This is a genomic window from Leptospira chreensis, assembly GCF_016919165.1.
GTDB classification, from domain to species: domain Bacteria; phylum Spirochaetota; class Leptospiria; order Leptospirales; family Leptospiraceae; genus Leptospira_A; species Leptospira_A chreensis.
This window is the reverse complement of the sequence record NZ_JAFFPS010000011.1, coordinates 72320-91169: the sequence shown is the minus strand read 5'-3', so window position 1 is coordinate 91169 and position 18850 is coordinate 72320. Positions and strand designations below refer to the sequence as shown.

Genomic DNA, 18850 nt, shown 5'->3' with positions numbered 1-18850 from the left:
ACTAGTAGATTGGCGGACTAGTGCAATTGGAGCCAGTGTTTCATCTTTTCGGCTATGGTCTTTAAAACGACTGGTTTTGAGATATAATCGTTCATTCCACAGTTGAGACAACGTTCTTCTTCACCTGACAGAGTTCCTGCGGTGAGGGCAATGATAGGCACAAGTTTTCCATTTTCTAGTTTTCGAATGGCTTTTGTGGCATCGTATCCATTCATTTCTGGCATTTGGACATCCATAAATACTAATTGTGGCTCTGTTTGGATGAAATTTTCTACCGCCAAAACTCCGTTTGCTGCTTCAACGATGATAGTACCTGGTAAGGATTTTTGAACAATGGCTTTGGTTAACATCATGTTGACCGGATTGTCCTCTACAATCATTACCTTAATTTTTTCATTGGTTTGGATGGGTTTTACGGTTTCGAAATTTGCCTTTTCGGCTTCGTAGGTTTTTCCAGAAACCAGTTTGTCCAAACTTTCATATAGGATATTGGTTTGGATGGGTTTTAAAAGGACAGATTGAACTCCCAGTTTTTTTCCTCTTTCATAAATACCTTCCTCATTGGAGGAAGTGTGGAGGGATAAAAATGGTTTTTTGAAGTGTTTGGAGTCTACGGTTTTTAAAAGTTCTTCTATAAAATCAAGGCCACTCATCTCGGGCATATTATAATCCGCTATGACCACATCATAAAAAACTCCAGAACCGATGATATCCAAAGCTTCTTTTGGAGATCGGAAGCTATCTACCTGAATTCCTTTATGTGATAACATTTCTTCGATCACAAATAAATTGGTTTCGTTGTCATCTAGGGCCATTACTTTTTTGATTTGGTTCAGTTCTGGTTCTATATTTCTTTCGTTGTCGGCAAGGGTGAGGATTTTGAAAAAGAAACGTGATCCTTTGTCGCGTTCCGATTCCAATTCCATTTTAGAATTAAATAAGTTTAATAATTTGCTTGAGATTGATAATCCAAGGCCTGTTCCACCAAACTGACGTGTGGTGGATGTATCTGCTTGAGAAAACACTTCAAAAATTTTATCTTTGTTTTCTGGACTGATACCAATTCCTGTATCAATCACTTCAAAAAGAAATAGGTATTCGTTTTTCTCTTTTGGTTCAGCAGATATTTTAATTTGGATTTCCCCTTTTAGAGTAAACTTTAAAGCGTTACCAATTAAATTCAAAAGGATTTGTCTGAGTCGCAAAGAATCTACAAATATGTTTCTTGGAACTTTTGGTGAAATGTTGAGAATGAGCTCCAGTCCCTTTTCGTAGGCTTTGTGTTTTACAATTTCCGCAATTTGGTGGAGTAAATCGTATAAGTTGATCCTCTCCTTATAGAGTTCCATCTTTCCCGATTCTATTTTTGAAAAGTCTAGGATATCGTTGATGAGATCGAGTAGGGAATTGGCGGAAAGATATACAGTCTCCATATATTTTTTCTGCACTTGGCTTAGGTCCGTTCGCATCAAAAGGTCGGAAAAACCAATCACACCATTGAGTGGGGTTCGAATTTCGTGACTCATATTGGCAAGAAAGTCTGATTTTGCTTGGGAGGCTTTCTCTGCATTTTCACGAGCCACAATTAGAGCTTGTTCGAGTAACTTCCGTTCTGTGGTATCGGTATGGGTTCCGATCATTCGAAGGGGTTTACCATCTTCTGTCCATTCCACCACTTTTCCACGATCTAAAATCCATTTATAAGTTCCGTCTTTGCATAACATCCGGTGTTCGTTGACGTAAACACTGGTTTCCCCATCAAAATGTCTATCTAAAGCAGCAAAGTAGTTTGGTTTGTCTTCAGGATGGACTCTTGATTCCCATTCCGATACATCGGACCCAATTTCATCTTCCGCATACCCTAACATATTTTTCCATTGGTTGGAAAAGAAAACTTTGTTGGTTTGGGAATTCCAATCCCAAATCCCATCTCCCGAACCCTCTAGAGCAAATTGCCAACGACTTTCACTGGCACGTAACGCTTCTTCGGTGGCCTTATGGGCCGATATATCGATCCCTATGCCTAAATAGCCGGTAATTTCCCCTTTTTTATTTTTACTGGCAGTGGCAACTAGTTGGACAGGAAATTTACTTTTGTCCTTACGAACATAAGTCCACTCGTTGGAGTCGTATTCACCTAACTTTGCTTTGTATATAAAAGTTTCAAATCCAGAGATCGGGACTCCGAATTTATTGGAAAGAACTTTCGCTCGTGCTTGTATTTCTTCAGGAATGTGAAAAATTTCTGGCGAAGTTTTTCCAACTACTTCCTCTGAGGAGAATTGTAAATGGTATTCGGCACCTTTATTGAAGTGGGTGATGATTCCATTTGTATCCGTTCCAATGATGGTTACGTGTGTAGTGGCATCAAGGATGGTTTCTAAATTGGCTAGTGCTTCTTCTCGTTGTAAATCTAAATGTACACTTCTTGTGATGTCTTGGAAACTTCCAAAAACTCGAATGCATATCCCATCTTTAAATACAGAATGTCCAATGGTTCTTACCCATTTGAATTTTCCAGTCACTGTTTTAATTTGTAGAACCAAATCATAAGAAGTTCCGTTGGTGGCGGCTTCCTTAAAAGAGGATAATAAAATTTTCCGATCCGACTCAATGGGATAAAAATCAAATGCAGTATCTAATTCCGGGATATAATCCTCAGAGACTTCGTGAATTCGTTTTGTTTCTTTTGCCCAATACAATGTATGATTGACTAAATCAACATCCCAAGCTCCTACGTTTGCCGCCGCATTGGTTTCTTCGAAAAGAAGTTTGATCCTGGCTAGTTCGTCCCGTTGTTTTAAAATTTCTAACTCTTTGTCTTTCCTTTCTGTAATGTCGATGAGGTAAGAAATTTTTTCGGTAGGAAGGGAGCTGAAATAGCTGACTACACTATAATCAGAAACATAAATATAAGTTCCGTCTTGTTTTTTATATCTGTATTCTCTTTGGTAAGTCCGCGATTTGTTTTTGATTTGTTCTCTTTCTTCTTTGTCTGCCTTTTCTTTATCATCGGGATGGACAAGATCCTCCGGTTTTAACATTCCTTTTTTGAAATCACCGGTTTGATAACCTAGGTTGAGAGAAACATTGGGAGATACATAGGTAGTTAAAAATTCCGAATCAAATTTAAATCGAAAGATCACGTAAGGGCCACTGTCTAAAATTACATTTTCGATGCTAAAGTTAGGTTCGCCGCGTAGGATGACTCCGGGTGTATTTTTGAATTCCAAATACCTTCCTGAGATTCGAAACGGGTTTCCGAGTAGGCTTGTTGTGAATTGGAAGGGAGTCCTTCTTGCCAAAGTTTCTTGGCAAAGGTTAGTCAGGATGAGGGCATCCCTGGGAATGATATGTAGGTCGTTGATATGTTTTCCCGTGGAAATGGATTCAGGTGGCAAATAGAGATTGGGAGAAGTGCGGGAAAATTGGATTTCCAAAAAGGGGTCTACGTAGATTAAAAATTCGTCAAAACTCTCCACAATGGATTGGTAGTTGAAACTTTCTGCCATGAATTGTTATGTCACTTGACCTAAACGATTGATCCTAAAGAATAATGGATACGATGATGAATCGCCTGTCACTTTCTATTTTTCTATGTTGTATTTCCGCACTACCGGCAGGAAATTTATTAGGCCAATCCCAAAGAAATCATGGTTGGGTGGTGTCGGGATCTTCTTCCAAACTCCTCATTCAAGGAAAAGAAATCTTAAATGGAAGGGATGAATTCCGATTTAAAAACCCGGAAGGGATGTCCCAAATCCAAGAGATAGACTACTATCTCATGTTAGGGGAGTATTACCTACGTAAAAAAGATAAAGTGGGTATTGCCAATATACTCTATGACCTACGCACCAAAAAAGGCGAATATGCCTTTGCCGATTTTTTGCTGACTTCTCTCTGGAAACAGTCGCAAGGGGAAGAAGTCCAAGCCATCAAAATTTTAGACAATTACATCCAAAAAGAGCCCAACACTTACTTTCGCAACCTAGCAAAAAACATGCGAACCAATCTTTTCCAAGCGGGAGAAGATGAAAAAAAGTCCATGATCCGAATGGACTGCCAAAAAACCAAACCGTACTATTCTTTATGCCGTGTATTCCGTCTGCAGTACTACATTGACCTTCCTTCTGGGAAAGAGAAGGACATGCATAAACATTTTGTGAACATTATGCGAGTCAGTTCTCCTTTTTTTGAAGATCCCAATTTGGAATGGATTCCCCTTTTGGATCGAATTGACGAAGATCTTCCCGCCAAACTTTCCTTTTTAGGATTTGTAAGGGAAGGAATCCATTTACAGAAAATGATTATGGATTTGGAAAAAATCACAGATGGATCGATTGGCGAAAACTCCAACGAACGGATGGCATTTTTTCAAATCTTGGGTGGGGACTATTCGGGAGCCGAAGAATCATTGCTCAATTTTCTTAGGTCAGCCAGAGGAAAGAAGGCATCGATCCTCAATCGAGTCTATGTAAAGTTAGGTGCACTTGCTTATTTTCAGAAAGATTACAAAAAATCTTTAGAATACTATTTGAAGTTGGATTTAAACAACTGGTCGGCGGACATCCATCATCCCTTTTTAAATGAACCCATGTCCATTACGGGAGTTAAAGATTTGATTTCCGTATCTTTGTACAAAGTCAGTGGACCTGAGGCTGCACTCAAAGCCTTACAAAAAATCCAAGACCCAGAAAAACTGACGGAAGCGGACATCTGGCCCAAACTTAGAATTTCGCAGATGTTAATGGATCAAAATCCTGAATTGTCTTCTCGGATGACAGATGAAATCATCTACATGGCCCAAGAAAAAAAATGGAGGCGATTGGAATATGCGGCCACCATCTTACAAGGCTACAACCAAATATATCGAAAGGAATTTCGTAAGTCCACGATTGAGTTAACAAAGAGTCGGGGAATTTTGGATGAGGAAAATACTTTTTATGCAGCAGAGTTCCTTCGGAACTTTGGATTTGTTTTTGCCCACACGGCTTCTGGTAAAAAGGGTCCGGTGAATGGAAACATTCGAGATGGAGTTGCCGACTACCTGCAAAACAATGTATACGAAGATTTATATTATATTCGCAATTACAGGCCACTTGCTTTTTCGACGGATTTGTTTTTTGAATATGCACTCAGTCATTTGCGAGATGACAACGATGTTTGGGGACTTCTGGACTCTATTTACAAATACAATTCCGTTAAATGGATTCGTTCTCAGAAAGGAAATCCCCACTCTTTGTTCCAAATCCAATTTGTGGACAAACAATTCCAATACCTCTCTGGTTTTTCTACAGCACGCGAATCTAAGTTTTTTGATTCCACTTATGCAGATAGCCGGGAAACAGAAAGCCAGTTCCAGAGAAAAAACGAAGAAGAGTCCGTAAAAAATTTAGAATCAGCAAAACTTCCCACCGTACTTTTGTTACCGTATAAGGATGAGTTTTATCTTTTTACCTTCAATCCGAAAGAATCCAGAAGAAACCAACTGAGTTGGAAGGTGATTCGTTCCCAAAGACCAGATACCTCCGATGCCATTGACTCGGTTCGAGAACTGATTCATTCGGGAAAAGAAAACGAAACAGTACAAATCTATTTGAATGAATCGGGCGCGAGTTTGATGCGTTCTCTCAAAAAAGAAATGAAAGAGACTCAGTTCGTATTTTTCTTTTCTCTTCTCCCGCAATCGGACACACAGAAAACGCCTGGTGTGTTTTCTTGGAAATGTCCGTCCAATATGCGTTCCTTGGAAGGTAAGGGAATGAATCTTGTGGAGACGGCTTATTTTGAAGGTTCTCGTATTTTAAAAGAAAAGGAAAGATTACACCTTTGGGACTTTCCAGCAAACACGAGTTCGGTGAATTCAGTCGCCAATCTTTCTTGGTCTTGTAAATCGGATGTTGGAAACTTGGAAGAGATTCCATTTTTAAAATTATTTCGAAGGATCGATTACCGAACCGTTCCTCGGATGGTGGTCTATACCGAACGTGTTCTTGGAAAATCTTGGTCTGATTATTCTTGGCATTACAATTGGTTGCATTTTTGGTTTCGATCGGGAACAAAAAAGATCGCATACCTTCCGACCCTTCCTGTTTTGGATGCAGGATCGGTTTCGGGCCTTGCAGATCCCTCGCGTTACCGCGAAGATGGGGTTTGGATCCAGGCAACGGCACAATAATGGTGACATAATGTCCGTAGAATTCTTTGGACGAACTTCCAGTTCCTTTCTCATTTCTGGCAAAAATAGGCCAAAATTATAGGCGACACTGGGAGATCAGTCCAAAATACTTAATTCTATTCCTCATACCAATGGACCCTGATCATAATACTTTAGTGGTGCTCGAGTTTCTATGGAAATAATCGGCATCTTTCTCATCCTCCTCCTCGTCTTTGTCAATGGTTTCTTCGTAGCAGCTGAGTTTGCCATGGTTTCCATTCGCCCCTCTCGCCTAGAGGAGCTTGTCAAAGAAAACCGAGCTATGGCTCATATTACTAAAAAGGCCGTCTCTAAAATTGATGATATGTTATCGGTTTGCCAAGTGGGAATCACAGTCGCAAGCCTACTTCTTGGATGGATTGGGGAAGCCTTGTTCGCAAGTGTTGTCTCTGGATTCCTCCATATGTTTCATATTGAGTTGGATCTTGTTACCATCCATAGTATTTCCATTGGCGTTTCTTTCACTCTCATCACTTTACTCCATGTGATTTTGGGAGAGTTGGTTCCGAAAACTCTTGCCATTCAAAATACAGAAGCCATCGCCCTTGGAGTTTCTGCTCCTATGTGGTTGTTCTACTATTTATTTTTTCCTGTCACATTCATTATGAATCGTTTGGCGGGAGGGATTCTCACTTTATTCCGCTTACAACGGACAGGTGATAAATATGTGCACTCGGCAGAAGAGCTCATGATCATCATCGAAGAACAAAGGAAACAAGGTCGGATTGACAATGCTGAGATGCAACTCATCCAAAAGACTTTTGATTTTTCCGAACACACTGCCAAAGATGTAATGACACATAGGCTTTCTATCATTGGTATTCCTCATGAGTCAACGATTGATAAAATGCTTCCGCTCATTGCAGAACATAACTTTTCTCGTTACCCCGTTTATGACCAAACTTTGGATCGGATTGTGGGGATTGTCCATGTGCAGAAATATTTAAAATGGCAAGCAGCTCATCTTTCTGCCAAAGGCAAAAAAGAAAAAATCACAGTGATTATGGAGAAGGACTTTGTAAAAGTTCCTGAATCTATGTCCATTGAACGTGTGATGACAAAACTTCGCGAGAAAAAACAACATATGGCAATTGTCATTGATGAATATGGTGGAGTTTCTGGTTTACTTACCTTAGAAGATATCATAGAAGAATTTTTTGGTGAAATTCGAGATGAAACAGACAGTGATGAAGTGGATGTAACTTCAACGAATAAAAAAACAAAAGCCATCACTCTCGACGGAGAAACTGAACTTTCTAGTTTATCTGGTATCTTAGAAGGGGAAGAACCTTCCGATATGGAAGAAGTCCGAACCATCGCTGGTTATTTTATGGAAAAGAACGAAGATATGCCTAAAGAAGGTAGCATCGTTCAAATCAAAAAAGGAAGTCTTAAGGTAAAAAAAATGGAAGGAAATAAAATCATCTCCATTTTGTTTACTCCTAAATTAGAAGAAGACAATGATTCCGAAATGGAACGGGAACTTTCTTACGAGGACAGATAGATGAAAGAAATTGTAATTGCTGTTTCAGGATCTATTGCTTCTTACAAAGCTTGTGATTTGGTAAGAGGACTTACCAAACAAGGATATCCTGTTCGTGTAATTATGACTTCCAACGCGACAAAGTTTGTTGGAAAAATTACCTTTGAAGCCCTAACTGGAAAACCAGTTCGTGTGGATGAATTTGATACCGGTATGGCCCATATCGAAATCAAAAACATTGCCTCGGTACTTGCCGTGGTTCCGGCTTCCGCCAATATCATTGGAAAAATGGCCAATGGGATTGCTGACGATTTGGTCACATCCACATACCTAGCTTGCACTTCTCCTGTGTTAGTTGCACCATCTATGAATCCGGGAATGTATTTACATCCCGCTGTCCAAAGGAATTTAAAAACTTTGGAATCGGATGGTGTGACTATTGTTTCTCCTGACAAAGGCATCGTTGTTTGTGGTGATGAAGGATACGGAAAACTGGCAACCGTCGAATCCATCACGGAACAAATTATCAAACTCCATATTTCAAATTCATGAACTTAAAATTCAAACGAGTGATCGTTACTTCTGGCCCAACTCGGGAATGGATTGACCCTGTACGTTACATTTCCAATGCCTCATCTGGAAAAATGGGTTATGAAATCGCAAAATCTTTTTTATTATACCCTGTCGAAGTGGTCTACATCCATGGAAACACATTGGAACGATATACTAATGTAGCAGGCGCTAAACGAAATATCGAAGTCGAAACAACCATGCAGTTACGAGATGCGGTTCTAGCAGAAATTACCGCAGACAGTTTGCTTGTGATGGCAGCGGCTCCTGCTGATTTTCGTCCCATCATGACCGCAGAACATAAAATCAAAAAAGAAAAAACTTCAGAAGGAACCAAAGGCCTTCTTCTCGAGTTAGAAGAAAATCCCGATGTTTTACAACAAGTCACTGAATTCGTCACCGAACAGAAAATAGAGAATTCCATTCGTGTTGGATTTGCTGCTGAAACTAGAGAATTAGAAAAGTATGCAAAGGACAAACTAACAAGAAAAGGCCTTAACTTCATTGTGGGAAATTATGTGGGTGCGGGCAAAGGGTTTGGAGAAGTGGATTCTAGTGTTCGTATTTATAGTGCCAATGGTTTGGAAAAAGAAATTGGACCCCTGCCAAAAGAAAAAATCGCAGAGGCGCTCGTTCAATTTTTAGTGTCCGTTTGATTTGTTTCCAAAACCAAACGCAAAGTATCCCGCAAGAAGAATCAGTCCAAAACTTACGATATAATTCCATTTGAGTTTTTCTCCGAGAAAGAGAGTTGCGAACAGAATGAACACAAAGATGGTGATCACTTCTTGGATGATCTTTAATTGGAACCCTTCGAATTTATAAACAGAATATCCAATCCGATTTGCCGGAACCATAAGCACATATTCAAAAAAGGCAATCCCCCAAGAAAAAAGAATGATATAAAACATATGACTGGACTTGGCAAATTTTAAATGCCCATACCAGGCAAAGGTCATAAAGATATTGGAAAGTATCAGTAAAACGATAGTGATCATATAAGTCTCTTTTGGTGGTTTGAATTTACTTTTCTATTGAGATATTGATTCAGGAAAGACTTCTTTATAAATTTCAGGAAGGATTTCTCCCGCCTTTCCACCAAAATGAAGTTGTATGGACGCGGTAAGTGTTGTGGTTTCCGGATTGATCTCAATGCCAATGGCACCGTTCCGAATGGCTGTCAGGGCCAAATTGGCCGGAACCGAAACATTGGCACTGGTTCCAATCACAAAGACCACATGAGCAATTTTACTTTGTTCCCAAGCCTTTGTCAGGAGCCGATTGTCATAACTTTCCCCAAACCAAACAATGTCTGGCCGTAACAAAGATTCACAAGCTGTGCAATACTTTAAACCAGGCTTGTCTAATCCATCTTCTTCCAGATGGTATTTGGCCTGACAGTTTGTACAACGGGCTCGGAAAATATTTCCATGAATTTCTAGAAGGTTCCTGCTCCCGGCTCTCGGATGGAGTCCATCCACATTTTGTGTAATCAAGTTTACCGTGGGAGAAGATGTTTGCCATTTTGCAATTGTTAGATGGCCATCGTTGGGTTTTGCTTCACGACAGATTCCTCGCCTCCAGTCATACCATTCCCAAACCACTTCTGGATGTTTCGCAAAGGCTTCCGGTGTGGCTAGTTCTTCTGCTTTAAAAGTTTTCCAATACCCGCCCTCTCCACGAAACGTGGGAATCCCACTTTCGCTAGAAATACCTGCTCCCGTAAGGAATAAGATATTCTTAGCAGAACGGATTCGATGGATTACATCGGGAGAGAGGAGGCTCATCTATGGGATCATTCTAACAAAATAGGTAAAAAATTAAATCGGAAAAAATTCTGGAGTAGGAAAACTGGTAGTCAATGGCAAATCATTGGGAAGAAGTCCAAAAAAAACTAGATTCGATTCATGAAAAACAATTGTTTAGGGAAACTCGTATCTACCAAGGAATTGATTTTTGTTCTAACGACTATATGGGGCTTGCAACTAATTCGAGTATGTTGGAGTTTTTCCAGTCGAAAAAGGATATTTATCCTTTTGGATCCACTGCTTCGCGTTTGGTTCGGGGAAATGCCGAATCTATGGACCGGTTTGAAAGAGAGTTTGCCAGTTTTGTGGAAGGGGAGGCGGCTCTTCTTGTCTCCACTGGTTTTACTGCCAACTTTGGTCTTTTGGATTCCATTGCCGCTCCCGACTGTTATGTGTTTACCGATCGCCTCAACCATGCCTCCATTCTAGACGGGATACGTATCTCTGGTGCCCAAAAAAAATACTACAACCATCTGGATCTAAACCATTTACGATCGTTGTTGGAAAAAGCTAATGTAGAAGATCCTAAAAACAAAAAAAAACGAATCGTTGTGACAGAATCTTTGTTTAGTATGGATGGTGATTCTCCCGATTTAAAAATCTTACTTTCCTTAAAGAAAGAATTTGGATTTGTTCTCGTTTTGGATGAAGCCCATGCTTTTGGGATCTATGGCGCGGGCGGGAAGGGACTTGTTTTCCAAGACCTAAGCCTTTCTGAAATTCAGTCCATTGATTACCGGGTATATACTCTCGGAAAATCGTTGGGTTTGGAAGGCGGGATCATTGTAACCAAAAAGATCGGGCGCGACCACTTAGTGAATGTAATGCGGTCTTTTATTTTTTCTACCGCTCCTCTTCCTATGGTATCGGAACTTGCTTCTTTTGCCCTTTCGTTGCTTGGTTCTATGGACAAAGAAAGGAAAAATCTTTTATCCCTTGCAAGTAAACTCAAAGAGTCACTCAAAGAAAATGGATTTGTGATTACTAATTCCACATCCCATATCATTCCCCTTTTGTTGGAAACAGAGAAAGAGGCTTTATTTTATGCGGGATATTTGCAGGACCAGGGTTTGGATGTGAGAGCCATTCGGCCCCCGACAGTATCCACTCCGCGTCTGCGGATTAGTTTGAACGCAAAATTAAAGTTAGAGGATATCCATCGGTTGGTGGAAGAACTGATTCTTGTTCGAAAGAAGTGGAATCCCCTCTAGTTTATTTTTTGAACCAAACAACAGATAGGATCTTTAAATCCTTTTTTAAGGAATCTACTTTTTATAAATGAATATATTGGGTTCATTTATAAATATATTGCTTTAAGTAACGAAGCTTGACTCGGACCTTACGATTCTTCTTCGAACTTACGGATTTTGTTTTTGATTTCTTCTGTGGTGGACTTTAGGTTATCAGTTGTTGGTTTGGAGTTTGTATCGAAACCTTCTTTCTTTTTTCTAGTTCCAAATTTATAAATTCCAAAAAGTCCCAAAACACCGAGTGCCAGTAAGGTGAAGTTGATCCAGGTTCCATCTGGTTGTGCTAAAATTTTTGATCCAAATCCATAGACAATGGAATCCACCATTCCCTGGTTTCCGTTTTCCTGAAACATCACCACAATGGGATCTTGTAATACAGAATCTCCAAAACCATTTTCCATTTTGGATATGATTTCTTCTTCCTTCATTCCGTCTTTGATTCGGTTTTCAATAAAGGTTTTGAGGTAACTTGAAGCCGCGCACATATTGAAGGAACAAGATTGGATGGGAAGGCTCGGCAAACAAATACATCGAATTTGTTCTGTTACTTTTAAGAAGGTTCGCACTTGCGTTTCTTCTTTCAGATTGGTGGTTGTTTTTTGTGCGAATAAAAGGCTCGGTAATAGAAAAACGAATCCGAAGATCACCATCCATACTTTTGATGGCAATCGATTTGAGATCGGACTTTTTGGCAATGTGGATGGTCTTTCGATGTTTGTCATTTGGTTTTGTCTATGAAGAAAATAATCTAGATTCATAGATCAACCTACCGACTTCTTTTTGTTTTCTCCAAGAGGGAGTAACAAAAAGATTCCTGTGAGGAAATACAAAAGAGATCCGGCCCAAATGAGTTTTACCAGTGGGTTCACCCAAACTTCTAAATTGGCAACAATCTGTCTTGGAAAGTTGAGAAAGAATTTGAGTTTGTCCATTTCGCTTCCTGGTGTGAAGTAATACTGCATAAACATCAAAGGAAGGTCCGGGTTTTCTGATTTAAGATCTGAGGTTTCAATGGCGCCGAGTTGGATATAAAAATCTTCTTTTGCCATAGAAAGGATGGCAGGTTCACTTGTAGGAATATGTGTTTCGAAATCTCCCGTTAGGTGAGAAATCTGTGGATAAAACCTACGTTCTGTGACGAGCTCTGAAAGTTTGTCTGTTCCTCGAAAGATCGCGTAAGTTCCCTCTTGGGAAACAATCACATTTTGAATGTTCGGTTCTCCACCAAGGCCTGAGATGAGGACGGGTTTGAGTTTGAGAGTGGAGGCTTCAATTTGATACCCACCAATCATTGCTTTGTCTATGGACTGATAAACAATCTCTTCAGAGGTAGGTGGTTGGAGTTCATAAAAAAATCTGACGGATGTATTGATTTTAAATGCATTCCCTGCATAACCAATAAAGATCAGAACGAGAGAGAAGTGGACTAGATACCCACCATACCGGCGTTTGTTTTTGAGTAACATCCGGTATCCAGCCACAAACAGGTTTTCGTTTTTAAACTCTTCGCGGCGCGCTCGGATTCCTCTATAATACTCTTGGATGATTCCAGAGATCGTAAAAATACCAATACCGACGGTGAGAACAGAATACACTTCTGCGAGTACGTCTCCATACTTACTGTCTGGTTTCGTAAAGTTTTGGGAATAGAATAGGATGTACAATCCCCCACCAATGATCCCGGCGATAAAGGGTTTGAGTAGAGTCGAAAAAAATACGGCTCCTGCCCCTTTTCTCCAAGCAAGAAGTGGTGCTGCTCCCATAAGCAGTAATAGAAAAATTCCTGCAGGAACTCCCCAAGAGTTAAACCAAGGAGCTTTGAATTCTTTTCCATACAATAGGGGAGAGAAGACACCTAATAGGATCGCTGCGGTAGAAAGCACGAGTAAGAAGTTGTTTAAAAGAAAACTTCCTTCTTTGGAAGTGATGGCTTCTAAGTTTCTTTCTGGAGTGAGATTTTTTCTTCTATAAATCACAAACCCTGTGAAGAAAAGAAAACTGGCAATGATGTAAATGATAAAAGGAGTTCCAATGGTTGATTTAGAAAAACTATGAGGGCCTTCGAGAACCCCAGAACGAGTGATCCAAGTTCCAAGCAAACTAAAGTGGAAAGCAAGAATCACAAGTAACATATTCCAGAACTTTAACATCCCTCTGCGTTCTTGGATTACCACCGAATGGACAAAGGCACTAGTGAGAAGCCATGGCATAAGAGATGCATTTTCTACCGGATCCCAAGCCCAGTATCCACCCCAACCTAACTCTTCATAGGCCCACTTTGATCCGAGTAAAATTCCTGTTCCGAGAAAGAACCAAGAAAACAAAGTCCATTTGCGGATGAACTTCATCCAATCTTCAGAAAGTTGTCCCGATACAAGGGCCGACATTGCAATGGCAAAAGGAATCGAAATACTGACATAACCAACATAAAGGATCGGAGGATGGATGATCATCGCCCAATGTTGGAGTAGGGGATTGAGTCCTCGACCGGCAGCCGCTTCCGGAACAAACTCACGAAATGGTTGGGCATCTCCATAAAATACAGCGAGAAAGGAAAAAAATCCAGAGAGAACTGCTAGAATAAGATTCATCATAGGAATTCGATCCTCGATGGACTTACGAGTTTGCCATAACACGATGAAGGTGAATACACTGAGAATCAAATTCCAGAATAACAAACTTCCTGACGAACCCGACCAAATGGATGTCATTTTATAGAACAATGGTAGGTGTTCGCTGGAATGCATGACCACATAATAGTTGCTATAGTCAGATCTTACAAGTTGAGTGAGTAAAACGGCAAAGGTGAGTACAATGACAAATGGATTTGTCATTAAGGCAAGTCGGCCAAGTTCAATGGCTTTTCGTTCTTGTTTATAAATTCCGTAGATGGTTTGTAATGCGGAAAAAACTAAAATGGCGAGAGAAGATGCGAGAAGGATGGTTCCTAAATTGTTCATTGTTCCTCAGCGTAACCCGCTTCGTATTTAGAAGCACATTTTGCTTCCACATGGCTTGCGATAAGAACACCATGATCTAACTTTCCATCCACTCGGGCTCTTGCCCCTTCTTTGAAAGCGTCTGGCAAAAGAGTGGCTCCTGTAAAATGAACAGGAATGATTTGATCATTGAGTTCTAAATCAAATTTGGCTTTTTTTCCTTCTCGGACAAGGCTCCCCACTCGCACAAATCCGCGCACACGAAGGTTTTGGTCCGAGTATTTGGTTTGGTTTGCAGCAAGTTCCGATGCATCCAAAAGAAGATAAGAAGTTTCCTGCGAGGAGAAATAAGCGATCCCGCCGAGTGAGAGTCCAATGAGAAATAAAAGAGTTAAAAACTTACGATTCATAATCCATTCTTTAGACGGATTCCCGTCTTTCCTCTAGCCTCTCTGATTGCAGGTTTCGGTCAAACAAAAAGGTCTTAAAAAAGAGCAGATTTAGAATCGTTATAAATACCCTTTGGAACGATACACAAAATACCCCACCCATTCTTTGATACCGAGTGTGGTTTGTTCTAAAAACCCTGCCGAGGGAATATAGAGCTCAAAAGCCCCAGAATCTAGATTGTTTGCGCGGTAGTCTGTGGGATAAGCAATAAAGTGAATGTTTTGTTTTTCGAAACATCCTGTGGCGCGTTTCATATGAAAGGCAGAGGTGATAAGAATCGCGGATTCTAATTTTTTTTCCACGAGGAGTTTCTTGGTTTCAACAGCATTTTCATAAGTGTTCCGAGACTGGTTTTCCCAAATTAAATCTTTTTCGGGAACTCCCAGTCCTAAAAACAATTCTTTGGCTAGGTCTGCTTCTTTGTAAGCATTTGCAAATAGAAGTCCCGATCCCCCAGTAAACAAAATCTTTTTTACTTTCCCTGCTTTATAGAGTCGGATGGCATCTGTCAAACGATCGGCGGAGTCTGTGAGTTCCGGTCTTCCGGGATGTGCAGATATGGTTTGGATCATACCACCTAACACGATGGCTACGTCTGATGGGGGAACATCGGAGATGGCTACGGGTGGAAAGTCTTTTTCCAAAGAATGGATGAGGAAGTTCGCAACATAGGCGTTAGATGTGAGATACAGAAATAAAATGATTTGGAAAAGGCGAAACTTTCCATGTCCTGGTTTGGTTTTCAGTAGGAGTAATAAAGCCAAAAGGAAAAAAATTGGAAGGGGGTAGAGTAGGATGGTGCCGAGTTTGGAAAGTGTAAAGAAGATTGAATCCATTGAGAATAGGATTCTTGGGTCATGTGAATCTTACCAGTCTAAATCAGGTCCGAGAACCCCAATCCCACTTCCCCAATATTGTGAAGGGTGCGGGTAACGCACAGAGACTCCTAAGGGTGAACGTGAATACTTCCAATCCCGTGCAATTTGTTTACGCTGTTGGATTTGTTCTTCGGGAATGGAGGTTTCTATTTTGTTTAAAGACTGTTTGGTGATTTCTACCCATTCTTTGATGGCGGATGGATTTTGTTTTTTTAAATCTTGGATGAGAATTCTGAGTTCGAACTCGGCGTCTTCGCGAAGATCCCGGGAAATTTCCGAAACTTCGGCATTGGCTCCAAATACAGTTTCGCTTCCTTCCGTGCGATCCACCGTATCTCGCCATTTTGCATAGGCAATCATCAGATCTTTTGTCTCTTCAAACCTAAACATAGTATAAGAAGGATCGTTCCGATTTCTAAAAAACGCAATCGAAAATTCCCAACATACGAAGTTTGTTTTGGTCTAATCCTCGTGAAGTCCCTATACCTAAGTTCTTTTTTGGTCTTATTTACTTTGTCCTGTTTTGCGGATGCTAGTGTTCGTAAATCTCACCACACAGAAAACGGATTCAAAAATCCAAACCCTAACTTTGAAACCAAAGGGTTTTGGAATGTCATCGTTTGGCAATTCCAACGATTTCAATTGCCGAATAGTTTGGATCCGGCCGACTATCCTCCCTTTCCCGTGGTAGGGAATGACGGATCGGAGCTCAAAGCCAATACATCTAAACTTTCTGTAACTTGGATTGGACATGCGACAACCCTCATTCAAGTGGATGGAGTGAACATTCTGTCCGATCCCATCTGGAGCGAAAGGTGTTCCCCCGTTAGTTTTATTGGTCCAAAACGTTATACTCCTCCCGGAATCAAAATCGAAGACCTTCCCAAGATCGATATCGTAATTCTCTCGCATAACCACTATGATCATACTGATCTCCCGACTTTAAGGCAACTCGAAGAGAAGTTTCATCCACTGGTTCTGACTGGACTTGGGAACAAAAAATTGCTGTTAGGTGAAGGATTGAAAAATGTAAAGGAAATGGATTGGTGGGATGAAACAAAAACAAATGATTTATCCATCACTTTCACTCCTACCCAGCACTTTAGTGGACGAGGTTTACTCGATCGGAATGAAACTCTCTGGGGAAGTTACTTCATTTCGGGCAAAAAAGAGAAGGTTTACTTTGGGGGAGACACGGGATATTATACCCATTTTCGTGAAATCTCGGAACGATTGGGACCGGTGGATGTGGCGATTTTGCCTGTGGGAGCGACAGAACCTCGTTGGATGATGGAACCCGTACATGTAGATCCCAAAGAAACCGTGAAAGCTTTTGTTGATCTGAAGGCCAAGTATTTGGTTCCGATGCACTATATGACCTTTGTTCTCTCGGATGAACCCTTGGATTCTCCTGTGCCCCGCACCAAAGAGGAGCTAAAACGATCGGGAATCTCCGAAGGACAATTCGTTCCTTTAAAAATTGGAGAATCTCGGTTTTTTTAGTTCCACGAGGTTTCTATTTTAGCTAAGCTGTCCTAAAAAAAATAGGATGGTGAGCATGTTGAAGAAGCTTCTCACAACGATAGTATTCCTTGTTTGTTTGTCTGTGACAACAGCAGGTTTATTTGCGGAAGACCCGACTCCGGTTCCGACGCAACCAACCACTCAGGAAGAAACAGGACATTCGTCTCACGGCGAATCAGTACATCAGGAATTGCCATATTGGTCAGTATTGCCATTTGTTGCCATTTTACTTTCCATTGCAATTTTGCCGGTTGCTTCTCACAAAACTTCGCATTGGTGGGAAGACAATAATAACAAATTGATTCTTGCTGTGGGACTTGGAGCCATTTCTTTTGTGGTCCTTCTCATTTATGGTTACAGCCATAATATCGTTCACACAGTATTCTTCGATTACGTTCCCTTTATCATTTTACTCGGATCTTTGTTTTATATTTCCGGTGGAATTGTCATCAAGGGAGACATCCATGCAACACCACTCAATAACACATTATATTTGTTAATTGGTGCGGGCCTTGCTTCCTTTATTGGAACCACAGGCGCATCGATGTTACTCATCCGTCCTTTGTTAAAAACAAATAGTGAAAGAAAACATGTGGTTCACACAGTTGTGTTTTTTATCTTCCTTGTTTCGAACATTGGTGGTTCTTTAACCCCACTTGGGGATCCTCCACTATTTCTTGGATATTTGAAAGGAGTTCCTTTCACTTGGACATTCAAACTATTGCCTGAGATGCTGGTAGCAGTAGGGATTTTACTCGTTGTCTATTTTATTTGGGACACTCTCGCCTATAAAAAGGAAACAAAAAAAGACCTTAAAAAAGACGATAAACTCGCGACACCATTCTCAATTGGTGGGCAAGTGAACTTCATTTGGTTACTCGGTGTGATTTTGGCTGTTGCATTTTTAAACAGTAACTACATCCCCGAAATCAATCAAACTCCAACTCTGGGATTTATCCGTGAGGCAGTTCTGCTTGTTCTCATTGGTCTATCTAAGTTTACCTCTAAAGAAGCAGATCGTAAGTTCAATAACTTTACTCTGCATCCAATCCAAGAAGTTGCTTACCTTTTCATTGGTATTTTTGTGACAATGATTCCGGCGTTAGTTTTACTAGAAGCACATGGTAAAGAATTTGGAATTACACAAAAGTGGCAGTTCTTATGGGCAACGGGAGCTTTCTCTTCCGTATTAGACAATGCACCAACTTACCTCACCTTTGGTTCGTTAGCTTCTGGTCTTCTCACACCAGCTGGTGCAGCACCTCTCACTCTAGGTCAGTTCATTGGAAATGTACAAGCCGAAGAAATTCTAAAAGCTATTTCTGTGGGTGCAGTGTTTATGGGTGCGAATACCTATATCGGTAATGCTCCTAACTTTATGGTGAAATCCGTTGCAGAAGAAAACAAAGTAAAGATGCCATCCTTTGGTGGATACTTAGCATACTCTATGGGAATTTTAGTTCCTGTGTTTATCCTAATTACTTTTGTGTTCTTTGTTTAAAATTTAAAATGGACCGGGGAATCCTCCCCGGTTTTCTACTACCAAAAAACCCCTCAAAGTTTAGATTTTAAAATGATCCCATCTGATTTGGATCATTCCTTTCCTATGATACCAATTGAATCTGGAGTATTTCTTTTATTTAATGGGCATTAGTGGCTATAATCACTAACTAAGAATGGTTTAAGGGATGGTTTTTGAGGTTCAGGCCTGGATGTAAGTCATCCAAGCCT

The 18850-nt window shown here is 40.5% G+C and carries 15 protein-coding genes; 7 read left to right on the top strand and 8 right to left on the bottom strand.

From position 1 onward, the window contains the following. Positions 1-17 precede the first annotated feature (17 nt). Positions 18-3512: a PAS domain-containing hybrid sensor histidine kinase/response regulator gene (locus tag JWG41_RS04410; RefSeq protein ID WP_205268730.1), complete on the bottom strand. Its 3495-nt coding sequence runs from the start codon at positions 3510-3512 to the stop codon at positions 18-20. Between the two features lie 56 nt (positions 3513-3568). Here JWG41_RS04410 and JWG41_RS04405 point away from each other — a divergent pair, with 56 nt between their 5' ends. The 4 genes from JWG41_RS04405 to JWG41_RS04390 all read left to right on the top strand — a co-directional run bounded on the left by JWG41_RS04405 (position 3569) and on the right by JWG41_RS04390 (position 8926). Continuing rightward, positions 3569-6178, top strand: a complete 2610-nt coding sequence (locus JWG41_RS04405) for a hypothetical protein (RefSeq protein ID WP_205268753.1) — start codon at positions 3569-3571, stop codon at positions 6176-6178. Positions 6179-6350: 172 nt separating this feature from the next. Next, complete coding sequence (locus JWG41_RS04400) at positions 6351-7721, top strand: hemolysin family protein (RefSeq protein ID WP_205268729.1); 1371 nt, start codon at positions 6351-6353, stop codon at positions 7719-7721. Next, positions 7722-8252, top strand: coding sequence for a phosphopantothenoylcysteine decarboxylase (locus JWG41_RS04395; RefSeq protein WP_205268728.1), 531 nt, complete (start codon positions 7722-7724; stop codon positions 8250-8252). Beyond that, entirely contained in the window at positions 8249-8926 is a 678-nt protein-coding gene (locus JWG41_RS04390; protein ID WP_205268727.1) for a phosphopantothenoylcysteine decarboxylase domain-containing protein, read from the top strand. Before JWG41_RS04395 ends, JWG41_RS04390 begins: the two co-directional genes overlap by 4 nt. Here JWG41_RS04390 and JWG41_RS04385 read toward each other — a convergent pair. Beyond that, positions 8912-9268, bottom strand: coding sequence for a DMT family protein (locus JWG41_RS04385; RefSeq protein ID WP_205268726.1), 357 nt, complete (start codon positions 9266-9268; stop codon positions 8912-8914). The genes JWG41_RS04390 and JWG41_RS04385 overlap by 15 nt on opposite strands. Before the next feature lie 33 nt (positions 9269-9301). Beyond that, positions 9302-10057: an SIR2 family NAD-dependent protein deacylase gene (locus tag JWG41_RS04380; protein ID WP_205268725.1), complete on the bottom strand. Its 756-nt coding sequence runs from the start codon at positions 10055-10057 to the stop codon at positions 9302-9304. A 74-nt stretch (positions 10058-10131) separates the two neighbouring features. On the opposite strand from JWG41_RS04380, the gene JWG41_RS04375 reads away from it, so the two are divergent. Continuing rightward, positions 10132-11289, top strand: coding sequence for an aminotransferase class I/II-fold pyridoxal phosphate-dependent enzyme (locus JWG41_RS04375; RefSeq protein ID WP_205268724.1), 1158 nt, complete (start codon positions 10132-10134; stop codon positions 11287-11289). 128 nt (positions 11290-11417) lie between these two features. On the opposite strand, the gene JWG41_RS04370 is transcribed toward JWG41_RS04375, so the two are convergent. From JWG41_RS04370 to JWG41_RS04350, 5 genes are all read right to left on the bottom strand, one after another. Then, positions 11418-11978: a cytochrome c-type biogenesis protein CcmH gene (locus tag JWG41_RS04370; RefSeq protein WP_408611731.1), complete on the bottom strand. Its 561-nt coding sequence runs from the start codon at positions 11976-11978 to the stop codon at positions 11418-11420. Between the two features lie 111 nt (positions 11979-12089). Then, positions 12090-14288: a heme lyase CcmF/NrfE family subunit gene (locus JWG41_RS04365; RefSeq protein ID WP_205268722.1), complete on the bottom strand. Its 2199-nt coding sequence runs from the start codon at positions 14286-14288 to the stop codon at positions 12090-12092. Further along, positions 14285-14677 (bottom strand): cytochrome c maturation protein CcmE domain-containing protein, encoded by a 393-nt coding sequence (locus JWG41_RS04360; protein ID WP_205268721.1) that lies wholly within the window; start codon positions 14675-14677, stop codon positions 14285-14287. Before JWG41_RS04360 ends, JWG41_RS04365 begins: the two co-directional genes overlap by 4 nt. Positions 14678-14776: 99 nt before the next feature. After that, entirely contained in the window at positions 14777-15553 is a 777-nt protein-coding gene (locus tag JWG41_RS04355) for a YdcF family protein (protein ID WP_205268720.1), read from the bottom strand. 30 nt (positions 15554-15583) lie between these two features. Beyond that, complete coding sequence (locus JWG41_RS04350; protein ID WP_205268719.1) at positions 15584-15985, bottom strand: hypothetical protein; 402 nt, start codon at positions 15983-15985, stop codon at positions 15584-15586. A 108-nt stretch (positions 15986-16093) separates the two neighbouring features. Here JWG41_RS04350 and JWG41_RS04345 point away from each other — a divergent pair, with 108 nt between their 5' ends. Beyond that, positions 16094-17098 (top strand): MBL fold metallo-hydrolase, encoded by a 1005-nt coding sequence (locus tag JWG41_RS04345; protein ID WP_232373671.1) that lies wholly within the window; start codon positions 16094-16096, stop codon positions 17096-17098. 58 nt (positions 17099-17156) lie between these two features. Next, positions 17157-18620, top strand: a complete 1464-nt coding sequence (locus JWG41_RS04340; protein ID WP_205268751.1) for a sodium:proton antiporter — start codon at positions 17157-17159, stop codon at positions 18618-18620. Positions 18621-18850: the final 230 nt, after the last annotated feature.

Excerpts from the sequence above, each read along its gene's own strand:
- JWG41_RS04410 (WP_205268730.1), bottom strand. The coding sequence starts at position 3,512 with ATGGCAGAAAGTTTCAACTACCAATCCATTGTGGAGAGTTTTGACGAA.
- JWG41_RS04365 (WP_205268722.1), bottom strand. The coding sequence starts at position 14,288 with ATGAACAATTTAGGAACCATCCTTCTCGCATCTTCTCTCGCCATTTTA.
- JWG41_RS04350 (WP_205268719.1), bottom strand. The coding sequence starts at position 15,985 with ATGTTTAGGTTTGAAGAGACAAAAGATCTGATGATTGCCTATGCAAAA.
- JWG41_RS04405 (WP_205268753.1), top strand. The coding sequence starts at position 3,569 with ATGAATCGCCTGTCACTTTCTATTTTTCTATGTTGTATTTCCGCACTA.
- JWG41_RS04375 (WP_205268724.1), top strand. The coding sequence starts at position 10,132 with ATGGCAAATCATTGGGAAGAAGTCCAAAAAAAACTAGATTCGATTCAT.
- JWG41_RS04400 (WP_205268729.1), top strand. The coding sequence starts at position 6,351 with ATGGAAATAATCGGCATCTTTCTCATCCTCCTCCTCGTCTTTGTCAAT.
- JWG41_RS04380 (WP_205268725.1), bottom strand. The coding sequence starts at position 10,057 with ATGAGCCTCCTCTCTCCCGATGTAATCCATCGAATCCGTTCTGCTAAG.
- JWG41_RS04385 (WP_205268726.1), bottom strand. The coding sequence starts at position 9,268 with ATGATCACTATCGTTTTACTGATACTTTCCAATATCTTTATGACCTTT.
- JWG41_RS04390 (WP_205268727.1), top strand. The coding sequence starts at position 8,249 with ATGAACTTAAAATTCAAACGAGTGATCGTTACTTCTGGCCCAACTCGG.
- JWG41_RS04355 (WP_205268720.1), bottom strand. The coding sequence starts at position 15,553 with ATGGATTCAATCTTCTTTACACTTTCCAAACTCGGCACCATCCTACTC.
- JWG41_RS04395 (WP_205268728.1), top strand. The coding sequence starts at position 7,722 with ATGAAAGAAATTGTAATTGCTGTTTCAGGATCTATTGCTTCTTACAAA.
- JWG41_RS04360 (WP_205268721.1), bottom strand. The coding sequence starts at position 14,677 with ATGAATCGTAAGTTTTTAACTCTTTTATTTCTCATTGGACTCTCACTC.
- JWG41_RS04370 (WP_408611731.1), bottom strand. The coding sequence starts at position 11,978 with ATGGTGATCTTCGGATTCGTTTTTCTATTACCGAGCCTTTTATTCGCA.